Genomic DNA, 14,210 nt, shown 5'->3' with positions numbered 1-14,210 from the left:
CCTACTTGCCGAACCATTCCATTCCCATCGAACGGCCGGTCGCGAACGATTCCGTTCAGGGTGGTCGTCAGTTCGGGTTCCTGCTGGTCGACAAGTTCTCGATGTTCTCGCTGGCCGCGGCGATCGACTGCTTTCGCTCGGCCAACCGCTTGCTTGGCCGCGATGTCTATGGCTGGACGACGATCTCGGCGGATGGCGACGCCGTCATGGCCTCGAACGGCCTGCCGCTGAAGATCGATTATTCCGTCGCCGATATGCCGCCGGTCGACATCCTGTTCGTGTCGGTCGGCCTCTCCATCGAATTCCCGGGCAAGAGCAAGGTGCTGGCGGCGCTGCGCAGCTGGGGCAGGCGCGGCAACGCGCTCGGTGCGCTCTCGGTCGGCTCCTATCTGCTCGCCGAGGCCGGCCAGCTCGACGGCTATCGCTGCACCATCCATTGGGAGAACCGCGCCGGCTTCATGGAGCGTTTCCCGGACATCAACTGCACCGGCAATGTCTTCGAGATCGACCGCAAGCGTTACACCTGCGCCGGCGGCACCACCTCGATCGACCTGATGCTTGAGATCGTGCGCACCGATTTCGGCTCCAACCTCGCCAACGGCGTCGCCAACCAGTTCCAGCACGAGCGCATCCGTTCGGCCGGCGACCGCCAGCGCGTCGGGCCGGAGCGCGACCTCACCGGCAAGTCGGAGAAGCTCAGGCGCATTGTCGAGCTGATGGCCGATCACCTCGACGAGCCGCTGTCGGCGGTCCAGCTCGCCAAGTCGGCGGGCCTGTCGGTGCGCCAGGTCGAGCGCCTGTTCCTGCGCCATTTGAGCGTTACGCCGGGGCGTTACTACATGCGGCTCAGGCTGGAGCGGGCGCGCGAACTGCTGCGCCAGACCAACATGCCGATCCTCGACGTGGCGATCGCCACCGGCTTCACCTCGCACTCCTATTTCGCGCAGAGCTACCGGCTGCAGTTCGGCCGCCCGCCGTCGGAAGAGCGCCGCACCACCTACTGAGCGATGAGCCGCCGTCCGTGGTGCCTGTGCGCAAGGCCGCGTGCGGGCTTGTCTCCACAGGCCGGGTCAAATACCTTCGCGCCGCGGACCAGAGGGGTTTCCTAGGAGAGTTTCATGATGCGATTGGCACGGAGCGTCGCCACGGCGATTCTCCTTTTGTCGACGACCACGTTCGGCTTTGCCGCCAACAAGGTCATCATCATTCTCGATGCGTCGGGCTCGATGTGGGCGCAGATCGACGGCAAGCCGAAGCTCGAGATCGCGCGCGAATCGCTGCGCACCGTGCTGCAGTCGGTGCCGGGCGACGACGAGATCGGCTTCATGGCCTACGGTCATCGCCAGAAGGGCAGCTGCGAGGACATCGAGCTGATCGTGCCGCCGCAGGCGGGTTCGGCGAGCGCCATTTCGGCCGCCGCCGACAGCATGAAATTCCTCGGCAAGACGCCGCTGACCGCAGCCGTCAAGCAGGCGGCCGAGGCGCTGAAATACACCGAGGACAAGGCAACCGTCGTCCTCATCACCGACGGGCTCGAGACCTGCGGCGGCGACCCTTGCGCGCTGGGCAAGGAACTGGAGGCTTCCGGCGTCGACTTCACCGCCGATGTCGTCGGCTTCGGCCTGACCGCCGACGAGGGCAAGCAGATCGCCTGCCTCGCCGAGAACACCGGCGGCAAGTATATCCAGGCCTCGGATGAAAAGGCGCTGCAGGAAGCGCTGGTCGAGACCGTGGCGGCGCCGGCCCCGGCACCTGCCCCCGAACCTGCTCCGGCCCCCGCGCCGGCGCCTGAGCCCGCCAAGCCGGAATTCAATTTCATGCCGAGCGTCGTCCTGGCCGAAGGCGGCCCGGATGTCAGCGACAACAGCAATGCCTGGGAGATCTACAAGGCCAACGCTGACGGCACGCGCGGCGATCAGGTCATGACCGAGTATGGCGAGCTCAAGACCAGTCTCGAGCCGGGCGACTACATCGTCGTCGGTCGCGCCGACGAGGCCAAGGTCGAGCAGAAGCTCAAGGTCGAGGCCGGCCAGGTCTACAAGCCGCTGTTCACGCTGAATGCCGGCACGCTGGTCATTCATCCGCACGCCAGCCAGGGCGCCGAGATCAGCGGCGAGGCCCGCGTCGACTTCGCCTATCCGGGCGGCAGCACCACCCATTATGGCGACGCCAAAGCCACAGTGCCGGCGGGCGAGCAGAAGGTGACAGTGCAGATCGGCGCCGGCACGGTGACCGAGACCGTTCAGCTGGCCGCCGGGCAGACCGTCGAAAAGGATATCGTCGTCGGCGTCGGCCATGCCGTGCTCAATGCCTACTACACGGCGGGCGGCGACAAGGCGGATAATTCGGGCATGGGCTTCGAGATCGTCAAGGCCAAGAAAAAGATCGACGGCACGCGGGAAAGCGTCGAGCACTCCTACGGACCGGACAGCAAGTTCTGGCTGCCGCCGGATGACTATGTCGCGATCACCACCTTCGATATCGCCGTGGTCGAGCAGCCCTTCAGCATCAAGGCCGGCGACAACCAGGACGTCAAGGTGACGCTCGACGCCGGCGTGCTGGCGATGTCGGCGCCCGGCGCCTATTCGATCGAAGTGCTTTCGTCGAAGAAGGACATCGAGGGCAAGCGCAAGTCGCTTGGGCTAAGCTATGGTGACAGCTGGCAGCAGACCATTCCGGCGGGCGACTATGTCGTCGTGCGCCACGCCTCCGACCAGGGCCAGGACAAGGAGACGCCGGTGACGGTGAAGGCCGGCGAACGCGCCGAGGTTACCGTCCAGTAGGTAGCGCTTCCGTCTTCTGGAGAAAAAGGGGCGGCCGATGAGCCGCCCCTTTTTCTTGGATGGAATTGCCGACTCAGGCGTTCCCGAACGCCGCGGCGCCGTGATCGGCGCGGCCGACGAGTTGCCGGAACCCGGCGAACAGCTCGCGGCCGAAGCCGAACTCGTTGCCGATGAGATCGGCATCCGCCGTGCGCCGCAGCGCGAATTCCGCGCCCGGCACCAGCACTTCCAGCGTGCCGGCATCGGCGTCGAGCCGGATGATGTCGCCGTCATGGATCCTGGCGATCGGGCCGTCCTCGACCGCTTCCGGCGTGACATGGATCGCCGCAGGCACCTTGCCGGACGCGCCCGACATGCGCCCATCGGTCACCAGCGCCACGCGCTGGCCGCGATCCTGCAGGATGCCGAGCACGGTGGTCAGCTTGTGCAGTTCCGGCATGCCGTTGGCTTTCGGCCCCTGGAAGCGGATGACGGCGATGAAATCGCCGGTCAGCGTGCCGGCCTTGAAGGCCTCGTTCAGCCCTTGCTGGCTGTCGAACACTTTTGCGGGCGCCTCGATGACGCGTCGCTCCGGCTTCACGGCGGAGGTCTTGATGACGGCATGGCCGAGATTGCCGCCAAGCACCTTCAGGCCGCCGGTCGGCTGGAACGCCTTCTTGAAAGGCGCCAGCACCTTCTCGTCGCCGCTTTCCAGCGGCGAGGCCTCACGCACCACGCCGCCATCGGCGCCGAGCCTGGCCTCGACCGCATAGGGGCGCAACCCTTCGCCCCACACCGTCTGCACGTCCTCGTGCAATATGCCCTCGTCGAGCAGTTCGCGGATCAGGAAGCCGAGCCCGCCGGCGGCGTGGAAATGGTTCACGTCGGCAAGCCCGTTTGGATAGACGCGGGCCAGCAGCGGCACCGCTTCCGACAGGTCCGAAATGTCCTGCCAGGTCAGCGCGATCCCGGCGGCGGCGGCCATCGCGATCAAGTGGATCGTGTGGTTGGTCGAGCCGCCGGTCGCATGCAGGCCGACGACGCCGTTGACGATCGAGCGCTCGTCGATCATGCGGCCGACCGGCGTGTAGTCGTTGCCGAGCGCGGTGATCGACAGCGCGCGCCTTGCCGCTTCCCTGGTCAGCGCGTCGCGCAGCGGCGTGCCCGGATTGACGAAGGAGGCGCCCGGCGTGTGCAGGCCCATGATCTCCATCAGCATCTGGTTGGAGTTGGCGGTGCCATAGAAGGTGCAGGTGCCCGGCCCGTGGTAGGATTTGGACTCCGCCTCGAGCAACTCGGCCCGTCCCGCCTTGCCCTCGGCGTAGAGCTGGCGGACCTTGGCCTTCTCGTCATTCGGCAGGCCGGTGGTCATCGGCCCGGCCGGCACGAACACCGCCGGCAGATGGCCGAAGGTGAGCGCGGCGATCACCAGCCCCGGCACGATCTTGTCGCAGACGCCGAGGAAGACGGCGGCGTCGAACATGTTGTGCGACAGCCCGATCGCCGCCGCCATGGCGATCACGTCGCGCGAGAACAGCGACAGCTCCATGCCGGGCTGGCCCTGCGTGACACCGTCGCACATCGCCGGCACGCCGCCGGCCACCTGCGCGATGCCGCCCGCCTCGCGCGCCGCTTCCTTGATCAGTGCCGGATAGGTCTCGAAGGGCTGATGCGCCGACAGCATGTCATTGTAGGAGGTGATGATGCCGAGGTTGGGCACCCGGTCGCCGCCGAGCGCGACCTTCTCGGAAGGGCTGCAGACGGCAAAGCCGTGGGCGAGGTTGCCGCACGACAGCACGGCCCGGTTGGCGCTGCGGCCGGAGGCTTCTGCGATGCGGCCGAGATAGGCCTCGCGGCCGGCCTTCGAGCGTTGGCGGATGCGCTCGGTGATGGCTTCGATGTCGCGTCTGGCGGTCATGGCAACGGTCCTTTCAGGCGGGGTCCCTGAACTTTCCGGCAGCCGGGACCCTCGGTATGGTCAAAATCAGGGCGCCCAGAAAACCTCGACGGTTCTGGGTGCCGCATCGATCACGGCGCGGATGGGCTTTCGCTTTCCCGGCGCCATCGCATCTTCGAAGGCACTGCGTTTTTCCGCGCCCTCGATGTGCAGGGCGATGAAGCCGGCGGCGATGATCCTTGCCATCGACAGCGTCAGCCGGGGCTCGCCGGCGCTTGCCGCGTGCACCGGCAGCACGATCCTTTGCGAGGACGGATCGAGCAGTCGTGGCAGGTCGTCGGCGTCGGGAAAGAACGAGGCGGTGTGGCCGTCACCGCCCATCCCGAGCACGACCGCGTCGAGCGGCCAGGGCAGCGATGTCAGCGCCTCGTTGTCGGACAGCGCCGCATCCTCGATGCTTGCCGCTTCATGATAGAGCGGCACGAAGCGGGCGGCAGCCGCGGCGTTCTGCAACAGATTTGCGGCCACCAGCCCGGCATTCGAGCGCGGCGAGGAGGCCGGCACGAAACGCTCGTCGACCAGCGTCACCGTGACCTTGTCCCAGGCGATCGGGGTCTTCGACAGCGCCGCGAAGAACTTCGCCGGCGTCGTGCCGCCGGAAACGGCAAGCAGCGCCGTGCCGCGCTCGCTGATCGCCTTGGTCAGCCGCGCCGCGACATGGCCGGCAAGTGCTACCGCCAGCTGCTCGCGATCGGCGAAGCCATTCCAGTTGTAGGCGCCGCTCAATTGCTCTCGTGCCATGTCCGCCCATCGCGTTCGATCAGCGCGATCGAGGCCGACGGCCCCCATGTGCCGGCCGTATAGCCTTGCGCCTCCTGCCTGGCATTTTCCCAGGCGTTCTGGATCGGATCGATCCATTTCCAGGCCGCCTCGACTTCGTCGCGGCGCATGAACAGCGTCTGGTTGCCGCGCACCACGTCCATGATCAGCCGCTCATAGGCATCCGGCGCGCGCCCGTCGAAGGATTGCGCGAAGCTCATGTCGAGCGGGATCTGGCGCAGCCGCATGCCGCCCGGGCCCGGATCCTTGATCATGATGAACTGCTTGACGCCCTCATCCGGCTGCAGCCGGATCACCAACTGGTTGGCGAAGATCGGCCCGGCGCTGTCGCCGAAGATCGAGTGCGGGATCGGCTTGAACTCGATGACGATTTCCGAGACGCGGGTCGCCAGCCTTTTGCCGGTCCTGAGGTAGAACGGGACGCCGGCCCAGCGCCAGTTGGCGATCTCGGCCTTGATGGCGACGAAGGTCTCGGTGTTGCTGTCCTTGCCGAGTTCCTCGACATAGCCTTTCACCGGCCCTCCGGCGGATGCCCCGGCGCGATACTGGCCGCGCACCGTGTGCTTCGGCGCCTCGTTGCCGTTGATGCGCTTCAGCGCCCTGAGCACCTTCAGCTTCTCGTCGCGCACGGCGTCCGCGTCCATCGAGGACGGCGCCTCCATGGCGACGAGGCACAGAAGCTGCAGCATGTGGTTCTGCACCATGTCGCGCAGCGCGCCGGCCTTGTCGTAATAGGTGACGCGGTCCTCGAGGCCGACGGTCTCGGCGACCGTGATCTGCACGTGGTCGACATTGGCCGAGTTCCACAACGGCTCGTAGAGCGCGTTGGCGAAGCGCAGCGCCATCAGGTTCTGCACCGTCTCCTTGCCGAGATAGTGGTCGATGCGGAAGATCTGGCTTTCGTGGAAGTCGTCGCCGACAAGGTCGTTGAGCGCGCGCGCCGAGGCGAGGTCGCGGCCGATCGGCTTCTCCAGCACGATGCGCGAATTCGGCGTGATCAGATTGTGTTCCTTGAGCTTGTGCGAGATGTCGCCGAACAGCGCCGGCGCTACGGCCAGGTAGAAGGCGCGGATGCGGTCGCTGTCGCCGATCGCCTTCTTCAGCTTGTCGAAGCCGGCGCCGGTAGTCGCGTCGGCCGAGACATAGGAGAGCCGGGCGAGGAACGTCTCCAGCTCCTTCGGATCGATGTCGGCGGGCTTCACGTGGTCCGAGATCGCCTGCTTGGCGAATGCCTGGAACTCGGCGTCGGTCATCTTGGAACGCGACGTGCCGATGATCCTGGTCGGCTCGGAAAACTGATGGTCGCGCTGGCGATGATAGAGCGAAGGCAGGAGCTTGCGTTCCGACAGGTCGCCGGTGCCGCCGAAAATGATGAAGTCGAAAGGATCGACGGGGATGATCTGGCTGGTCATGGTCTGTCCGTTTTGACGCCGCGCTCAGGTACGAGGCTGATATATTCTAATCGATTTAAATATTCCAGTGCCATGGTGTCACAGGTGAGAACCGGTCGCTGGTTGTCGATTGGGTTCATGTGTGCCCTTGACACTGACGTAGCCCGGGGGCTTCTCGGCAAGCGGTGGTTCCGGGGGAGCTTTCGCAGGTGCAGCATAGAGCGGGATCGCGGCGAAAGCCAAAGGAGAAATGCCTTGCTTCGGAATGATCTTCAATGAGCGAAAAAGGCACGCGTCTGGAAAACAAGGTCGCCATCATCACCGGCGCCGCATCTGGCTTTGGCGAGGGCATGGCCAAGCGCTTTGCCGAGGAGGGCGCCAGGATTGTCGTCGCCGACCTCAATGCCAAGGGCGCCGAGCGCGTGGCCGGCGAGATCGGCGACAAAGCGATCTGGACCCAGACCGACGTATCGCAGCGCTCCGAATTCGACGAGATGGTCTATGCCGCCACGAGCGCCTTCGGCCGCATCGACATCATGGTCAACAATGCCGGCTATACGCACCGCAACGGCGACATGCTCGACGTCGACGAGACGACCTTCGATCTGATCACAGCCGTCAACATGAAGGCGATCTACCACGCGGCGCGCGCGGTGGTGCCGATCATGGAGCGGCAGGGCGGCGGCGTCATCCTTACCACCGCTTCGACCGCCGGCCTGAGGCCGAGGCCCGGCCTCACCTGGTACAATGCCTCGAAAGGCTGGGCGATCACCGCCACCAAGTCGATGGCGGTCGAGCTGGCGCCGAAAAACATCCGCGTCAACTGCCTCTGCCCGGTCGCCGGCGAGACCGGCATGCTGGAGAAGTTCATGGGCGCCGACACGCCGGAAATCCGCGAGAGGTTCCGCGCCTCGATCCCGCTCGGCCGCCTCTCGACGCCGCTCGACATCGCCAATGCAGCACTTTGGCTCGCCTCCGACGAAGCCGCTTTCATCACCGGCGTGGCGCTCGAGGTCGACGGCGGGCGCTGCATCTGAACGGCGGGCCTGAATTGACGAGCCGCCCGGGAACTGCATAAGGCTTCTCGAGGAAGCAGGGTGGCCATGCGATGAATGCCCGATTGCGCAAGATTCGCCGGAGCCTGTGGCACCGCCACAAGATCTACAGGGCCAGGCGCGCCCGTTCAAAGAGCAAGGCGACCTTCATCGGCGTCACCGGCAGTTCCGGCAAGTCGACGGCGGCGGCGTTGCTCGGCCATATATTGGCCAGCCATGGCCCGGTCTACACGCAGGTTCTCGCCAACGCCATCGATGCGCTGGCCAGCACGCTCTACAAGCGTATGTGGAAATCGGGCAAGGTCGATCACGTCGTGTTCGAGGCAGGCGCCTATGGCGTCGACACCATCAGGCCGATGGCGGAACTGCTCAAGCCGCATGTGGCTGTCGTTACCATGGTCCGCCTCGAACATTTGGCCAGTTTCAGGACCCTGGAGAACGTCGCCCTGGAAAAGCGCGCCCTGGTCGATGCGCTGCCACCGGGCGGTCTTGCCGTGCTCAACGCCGACGATCCGCATGTGCTCGGCATGGCTTCGGGCACCAGGCATCGCGTCGTCACCTTCGGCCGGACGGAAGATGCGGATTATCGTGTCACCGACACGCAGGCCGCCTATCCTGAAACGCTGAGCCTCAAGGTCCGGTGGCGTGGCGGCACGCTCGACCTGAAGACGCTGTTTCCGGCCGAGTATCTATGGCTGCCGACGGCGGCGGCTGTCGCCACCGCGCTGGAGCTCGGCGTGCCGCCCGAAAAAGTCGCGGCGCGCGTGGCGACGTTTCGGCCCTTGGTCAATCGCTGCCAGGTGCTCGTCATTGAGGACGGTCCGCACTTCCTGGTCGACACCGCCAAGGCCCCCTGGCATTCGATCAACCTCGCCATCGACATGGTGGCCAAGGCCAAGGTCGCCTCAAAACGCATCGTTCTCGGCCAGATTTCGGATTATGTGGGTTCGACCAGAAAGTACCGTGACGCCTACAACACCGCGCGCGAGGTCGCTGGCCAGGTGATCTATGTCGGCGACAACGCGCATCGCTCGGGCGCCGGCCAGGCCGACCGCGATGGCGGCCGCTTCGTCGAATTGCGAACGCCCAGGGAAGTCTCCGACCACATCAGGAAAACGGCAGTACCGGGCGAACTGATCCTGCTCAAGAGCTCGTCCAACCTTCACCTCGAGAGGGTCGCGCTCGCCTGGACCCACGATGTCAAATGCTGGGTCCCGGTTTGCGGAAAAAGGTCTGGATGCCAGGGATGCGGCCTGTTCGAAGTGCCCTTCGAGCAACATCGCGCCCACGTCAGAAAGCGCAGGCGGGCCCGGCTATGGCAGTGGCTTCGGCTGACCGGCGGCGATGAGGCTCTCAGGCGCCGGTCTTGATGTAGGTTTTGTAGACCCAGCCGCGCTTGCCGTTATAGACGATCTGGCACCACTTCTTGCAGCTTATGACCTGCACCGAGGTCTTCGCGGGCACGGTGACCATGGCCGCCGCTTTCTGTTTCGGGCCGGCCCGCATGGTGACGGCCCGCAGGATGCGTCCGGTACTGGCCGCGCTGGCTTCTTGAGGCTTTGGCTTGGCATCGTCGCCTGCGGATGCCTGCGCTTCCGGCGCCTGCGGGTCCGGGGCGGGAATGGCGGCGGTCTTGGCGCCGTCGGGATCGTCCTTCGCCGGCGCCGCGCTGGGCGCGGCCACCTTGGACAGCAAGGCGGTGGCGTCTGATTGAGGCGCCGGTTCGGCGAATGCCGTGTCGGTTGGCTTGGCGGTCTCTTCGGCCTGTCGGCCTGCCGCCTGATCGGATGGAGCAGGCGCGGGGTCGTTGGACGCGGCCTTGGTGCCCGGTGCGGTCCAGCGCGGGTCGTTGGACGCCAGCGCCGGTATCTTGGCTTCCTTGGCGGCGACGACGGCCGACACCGCGTCGGCCTTGCGCGCCGCCTGCGGCGCCACTGCGATCGCCGTGGCGTTCGCGCTGACGAGCGCGATCTTGGTTGTCTTGACCGGGATTGTCGGGACGCTTTGCGCCGGGCTGGCAATCGCTTGCCGGTCGCTGGCCGGCAGCGCCAGCCACAACGCAATCCCCGCCACGCCGAGCAGGGCCGCGGTGCCGACAGCGGCAATCACCAGATGCGAATTGGACCGCACGCCCTGCCAGAACGTGGGCCGCCTGTCATAGCCGAACTGCATTGCAAAGTGCCGCCGTTCCGGCGCGCCGAAACTGAAGGGCTCGTTCACTCTAACCACCTCCAATAGGTGGGCCGACGTTCTTTCGATCGGTGCCGGAGGTCCGGCGGTGATCGGCATCGGTCCCAAAAACACAAGCGGGCGGGCCCGCGAAAGTCCCCGTCTTACAGCCCAGAACCCGCATCCTTTGCCGGTGATTGTGGCATCAGTGCGCCCTTGCAATGAATTCTGCACCCTTGTTAAGGATTCCGCAACATCTCGCATCGGCACGAACTGCCGAATGGAATCAGGCAGATAGGCCGGAAGCTCCGTTCCGGCCGGTGCTTCCCCTGCGTCAGATCCTGTCGCGCAGGGCGAACCAGCTGAGCGCCAGGAACAGCAAGGGCGCGCGGAAACGCCGGCCGCCGGGGAAGGGCGGGACCTTCAGATCCTCGATCAGCTTCAGCCGGTCGCGGTTGCCGAGCACGGTCTCGGCATAGAGCTTGCCGAAGAAGTTCGACAGCATGACGCCGTGGCCGGAATAGCCGCCGACCGAGATGACATTGGGCATCACTTCGCGCACGAATGGCTTGCGCGGCACGGTGATGCCGACATAGCCGCCCCAGCCATGCGTGATCTCGACATCCTTCAACTCCGGATAGAGTTCCGCGATCTGGCGGCGGATATGGATGTGGATGTCCTTCGGATCGTTGACCGCGTAGACCTCGCGCCCGCCGAACAGAAGCCGGCCGTCTTTCGACTTGCGGAAGTAGCGCACGACGAAGCGGGAATCGTCGACCGACTCGCCGCCCGGCAGCACGGTCGAGGCCGATCCGAGCGGCACCGTCGCGCCGATGAAGGAGCCGATCGGCATGATGTGCGCGGCGCTCACCGGCTCGAGCGTGCCGCCATAGGCGTTGACGCCGATCAGGCATTTCTCGGCCGTGATCGTGCCTTTCGGCGTCGTCACCCTCACCTTGCCGCCGCCGGAGACGATGCCGGTCGCCGGCGTCCGCTCGAACAGCTGCGCGCCGGCCCCGGCCGCTGCTTTCGCCGTGCCGATCACCAGCTTCAGCGGGTGGATGTGCCCGGTGCCGGTGTCGCGCGTGCCGCCGAAATAGCGCGTCGAGCCCAGCCGCTCTGCGGCTTCCTTCGCGTCCATGAAGGAAATGTGCGGGTAGCCGAAGCGGCTCGCCATGATCTCGGCATGCGCCTTGTAGTCGTCGACATAGCGCTGCTTGTGCGCCACCGACAGCTGGCCAGGCATGTAGTCGATCTCGATCCCGTTGACGGCGGCAAATTCGAGCAGATGCGCCTTGGCCTCCTCGGCGAGGTCGAACAGCGCCTTGGCGCGAGAAAGGCCGTATTCCGCCTCCATCTCCTCGGCCCAGGCGCGCTGGCCGGTACCGAGCTGGCCGCCATTGCGCCCCGAAGCGCCGTCGCCGAACCGATGCGCCTCGATGAGCACGACATTGCTGCCGGCCTTCGCCAGATGCGCCGCCGCTGACAGGCCGGTGAAGCCGCCGCCGACGATGACGACATCGCATTGGCGGTCGCCGTCGAGAGCGGGGTATTCGGGCCGTGATCCGGCCGTGTCCTCGTACCAGGACCGGCCGGGGGATACTGGGGATTGGTAGAGCATGGAAACGCCGGTGAATGGTGAATAGTGATGGCAGACGACTGTGAGGAGCGCGTTGGCTGCGTTCACCCGTCCAATATGAAACTACTCACCATTCACTATTCACCATTGACGCAGCGAAGCAGCCGCTCAGACGTTGAGCAGAAGATACTCCCGCTCCCACGGGCTGATCACTTCCATGAAGGTCTCGAACTCGGCCCGCTTGATCGCCGCATAGGTCGCGGTGAAGGACTTGCCGAGGATGGCGCCGAGGTCCTCGTCGGCCTCGAACAGGTCGACGGCCTCGAGCAGGCTGCGCGGCAGGTCGATCTCATCGGCGTTCGCGGTGGTCAGCACCGGAGGCTCGGCCTTGACCTTGTTGATCATGCCGATCAACCCGCAGGCGAGTGACGCGGCGAGCGCCAAATAGGGGTTGGCGTCGGAGGACGGGATGCGGTTTTCGACGCGCCGCGCCGCCGGATCCGAGCGCGGCACGCGGAAGGCGGTGGTGCGGTTGTCGTAGCCCCATTTGTTGTTGACAGGCGCCGAGGCCGCCTGCGTTAGCCGCCGGTAGGAATTGACATAGGGCGCGAACATCACCAGCGCGTTCGGCACATGCTTCTGCATGCCGCCGATGAAGTGGAAGAAATCGTCCGTCTCTGAACCGTCCTCGGCCGAGAAGACGTTGCGGCCGGTCTTCCTGTCGACGATCGACTGATGGATGTGCATCGCCGAGCCCGGCTGGCCCTGGATCGGCTTGGCCATGAAGGTGGCGTAGATCTCGTGCTTGAGCGCTGCCTCGCGGATGGTGCGCTTGAACATGAACACCTGGTCGGCGAGCTCGATCGGGTCGCCGTGGCGCAAATTGATCTCGAGCTGGCCGGCGCCTTCCTCGTGGATCAGCGTGTCGATCTCCAGGCCCTGTCCTTCGGAGAAGTGGTAGATGTCGTCGATCAATTCGTCGAACTCGTTGACGCCGGCGATCGAATAGCCGGCGCCGCCGCCGATCGGCCGTCCCGAGCGCCCGACGGGCGGCGTCAGCGGATAGTCCGGATCGGGGTTCTTGCGCACCAGGTAGAACTCGATCTCGGGCGCCACCACCGGCTTCAGCCCGCGATCGGCGTAGGCGGCGAGCACGCGCTTCAAGACGTTGCGCGGCGTGAACTCGACCGAGCGCCCATCCTGGTGGACGAGGTCGCAGATGACAGCCGCCGTCGGGTCCTCTTCCCACGGCACCACGGTCAGCGTCGAAAGGTCCGGCATCAACTTGAGGTCGCCGTCGTCCTCTGGATAGTGGAAGCCGTTGCCGTCCTCCGGATAGCCGCCGGAAATCGTCGTCATGAACACCGCCGAGGGCAGCGCCAGCGAAGTGTTGGAGGTGAATTTCTTCGACGGCATCATCTTGCCGCGGGCAACGCCGGCCTGGTCGGGCGTGATGCATTCGATGTCTTCGATGCCGCGCCATTCCAGCCAGGCGCTGACTTCCTTCCAGTTCTTGACGCCACGTTGGCTTTTCACGAAGGCAGGCGTTCGGGCGCGTCCTCCGCGGCTCGACGGACGGACTTCCTTTTTTGCAGGCGGCATCAGTCACCAGATTGGGTTGCGGATGGCGAAGTATAGCCGTGGCCGGCGATGGAAGGGAAGGGGAGCCGCTCGACCGGCCGCCGCTGTTGAAATTCGCGGCGGTGAGCTTAGGTTCGACGCCTCGCGAAATGCGACTACCTTACGCGCCGAACGCAGGACAGCCATGACCAGCCATGAACTGACGACGATCGGCTCGATGCCGACGACACGCTGTGGCAGAACGAGCAGTTCTTCCGCCTCACGGAAAAGCGCTTCGCAGGGCTGCTTGCCGAGCATGGCGAGGCTGATCATGTTTCGGCAAGGCTGCTCGAGGCCGAGCGGCGCAACCTTGCCGTCTACGGTTTCGGCATCAAGGGCTTCACGCTGTCGATGATCGAAACCGCCATCGAGGTCAGCGGTGGCCGCGTGCCGGGGTCGGTCGTCGCCGAGATCCTTGCCGCCGGACGCGAGATGCTCAGTCATCCGATCGAACCGCTGCCGCATGCGCGCGAGACCGTGGAGAAACTGGCCGGCGCCTATCGTCTCGTGCTCATCACCAAGGGCGACCTTTTCGACCAGGAGCGCAAGCTGGCGCAATCGGGCCTCGGCGATCTGTTCGACGCCGTCGAGATCGTCAGCGACAAGAGCGCGGCCACCTATGCCCGTGTCTTCAGTCGCCACGGCGACGGGCCGGGGAAAAGCATGATGGTCGGCAACTCGCTGAAGTCCGACGTCGTGCCGGCCATCGAGGCCGGCGGCTGGGGCGTCCACGTGCCGCACGAGTTGACCTGGGTGCTCGAGCATGTCGAGGCGCCGACGGCCGCGCCGCGTTTTCGCCAGATCGCCGATCTCGGGCAATTGCCTGCGCTGATCGAAGGCATCGTCACGGCTGGCTGAGCCTGTCGAGATTTGCGGCCGGTCGACCCGAATTTTTGG

10 protein-coding genes and 1 pseudogene are annotated in these 14,210 nt (G+C 65.6%); 5 read left to right on the top strand and 6 right to left on the bottom strand.

Annotated elements, in window-relative coordinates:
- The first annotated feature begins 5 nt into the window (after window positions 1–5).
- The gene (locus EN786_RS18935; protein WP_126056467.1) at window positions 6–1,004 is read left to right on the top strand and encodes a GlxA family transcriptional regulator; all 999 of its coding nucleotides are present in this window, start codon (window positions 6–8) and stop codon (window positions 1,002–1,004) included.
- 114 nt (window positions 1,005–1,118) lie between these two features.
- The gene (locus tag EN786_RS18930; RefSeq protein WP_128347089.1) at window positions 1,119–2,783 is read left to right on the top strand and encodes a VWA domain-containing protein; all 1,665 of its coding nucleotides are present in this window, start codon (window positions 1,119–1,121) and stop codon (window positions 2,781–2,783) included.
- Window positions 2,784–2,856: 73 nt separating this feature from the next.
- On the opposite strand, the gene edd is transcribed toward EN786_RS18930, so the two are convergent.
- The 3 genes from edd to zwf form a co-directional block, all read right to left on the bottom strand.
- On the bottom strand, window positions 2,857–4,680 hold the full coding sequence (gene edd, locus EN786_RS18925) for a phosphogluconate dehydratase (protein ID WP_127285053.1): 1,824 nt from the start codon (window positions 4,678–4,680) through the stop codon (window positions 2,857–2,859).
- Between the two features lie 66 nt (window positions 4,681–4,746).
- Window positions 4,747–5,460, bottom strand: a complete 714-nt coding sequence (gene pgl, locus EN786_RS18920; RefSeq protein ID WP_127285054.1) for a 6-phosphogluconolactonase — start codon at window positions 5,458–5,460, stop codon at window positions 4,747–4,749.
- The gene (zwf, locus tag EN786_RS18915) at window positions 5,442–6,911 is read right to left on the bottom strand and encodes a glucose-6-phosphate dehydrogenase (RefSeq protein ID WP_127285055.1); all 1,470 of its coding nucleotides are present in this window, start codon (window positions 6,909–6,911) and stop codon (window positions 5,442–5,444) included. Before zwf ends, pgl begins: the two co-directional genes overlap by 19 nt.
- 254 nt (window positions 6,912–7,165) lie before the next feature.
- On the opposite strand from zwf, the gene EN786_RS18910 reads away from it, so the two are divergent.
- Together EN786_RS18910 and EN786_RS18905 are read left to right on the top strand one after the other, a co-directional pair.
- Window positions 7,166–7,927, top strand: coding sequence for an SDR family oxidoreductase (locus EN786_RS18910; protein ID WP_127309630.1), 762 nt, complete (start codon window positions 7,166–7,168; stop codon window positions 7,925–7,927).
- An 83-nt stretch (window positions 7,928–8,010) separates the two neighbouring features.
- Window positions 8,011–9,315, top strand: a complete 1,305-nt coding sequence (locus EN786_RS18905) for a Mur ligase family protein (protein WP_245478195.1) — start codon at window positions 8,011–8,013, stop codon at window positions 9,313–9,315.
- Here EN786_RS18905 and EN786_RS18900 read toward each other — a convergent pair.
- The 3 genes from EN786_RS18900 to EN786_RS18890 form a co-directional block, all read right to left on the bottom strand.
- The gene (locus tag EN786_RS18900) at window positions 9,299–10,165 is read right to left on the bottom strand and encodes an SH3 domain-containing protein (protein WP_127309636.1); all 867 of its coding nucleotides are present in this window, start codon (window positions 10,163–10,165) and stop codon (window positions 9,299–9,301) included. The genes EN786_RS18905 and EN786_RS18900 overlap by 17 nt on opposite strands.
- Window positions 10,166–10,448: 283 nt before the next feature.
- On the bottom strand, window positions 10,449–11,735 hold the full coding sequence (locus EN786_RS18895) for an FAD-binding oxidoreductase (protein ID WP_127309637.1): 1,287 nt from the start codon (window positions 11,733–11,735) through the stop codon (window positions 10,449–10,451).
- Between the two features lie 126 nt (window positions 11,736–11,861).
- Window positions 11,862–13,295 (bottom strand): glutamine synthetase family protein, encoded by a 1,434-nt coding sequence (locus EN786_RS18890; protein WP_127285060.1) that lies wholly within the window; start codon window positions 13,293–13,295, stop codon window positions 11,862–11,864.
- 163 nt (window positions 13,296–13,458) lie between these two features.
- On the opposite strand from EN786_RS18890, the pseudogene EN786_RS18885 reads away from it, so the two are divergent.
- Window positions 13,459–14,171: pseudogene (locus EN786_RS18885) on the top strand (HAD family hydrolase).
- Window positions 14,172–14,210: the final 39 nt, after the last annotated feature.

This window comes from Mesorhizobium sp. M4B.F.Ca.ET.143.01.1.1, from assembly GCF_004792275.1.
Classification (GTDB): Bacteria; Pseudomonadota; Alphaproteobacteria; order Rhizobiales; family Rhizobiaceae; genus Mesorhizobium; species Mesorhizobium abyssinicae.
Note: the sequence above shows the minus strand (reverse complement) of the source record. Positions and strands in the feature narration are given on the sequence as shown.

What these genes read in the sequence shown, in the direction of transcription:
- EN786_RS18895 (WP_127309637.1), bottom strand. Translation starts at nt 11,735, where the DNA reads ATGCTCTACCAATCCCCAGTATCCCCCGGCCGGTCCTGGTACGAGGAC.
- EN786_RS18930 (WP_128347089.1), top strand. Translation starts at nt 1,119, where the DNA reads ATGATGCGATTGGCACGGAGCGTCGCCACGGCGATTCTCCTTTTGTCG.
- EN786_RS18890 (WP_127285060.1), bottom strand. Translation starts at nt 13,295, where the DNA reads ATGCCGCCTGCAAAAAAGGAAGTCCGTCCGTCGAGCCGCGGAGGACGC.
- zwf (WP_127285055.1), bottom strand. Translation starts at nt 6,911, where the DNA reads ATGACCAGCCAGATCATCCCCGTCGATCCTTTCGACTTCATCATTTTC.
- pgl (WP_127285054.1), bottom strand. Translation starts at nt 5,460, where the DNA reads ATGGCACGAGAGCAATTGAGCGGCGCCTACAACTGGAATGGCTTCGCC.
- edd (WP_127285053.1), bottom strand. Translation starts at nt 4,680, where the DNA reads ATGACCGCCAGACGCGACATCGAAGCCATCACCGAGCGCATCCGCCAA.
- EN786_RS18910 (WP_127309630.1), top strand. Translation starts at nt 7,166, where the DNA reads ATGAGCGAAAAAGGCACGCGTCTGGAAAACAAGGTCGCCATCATCACC.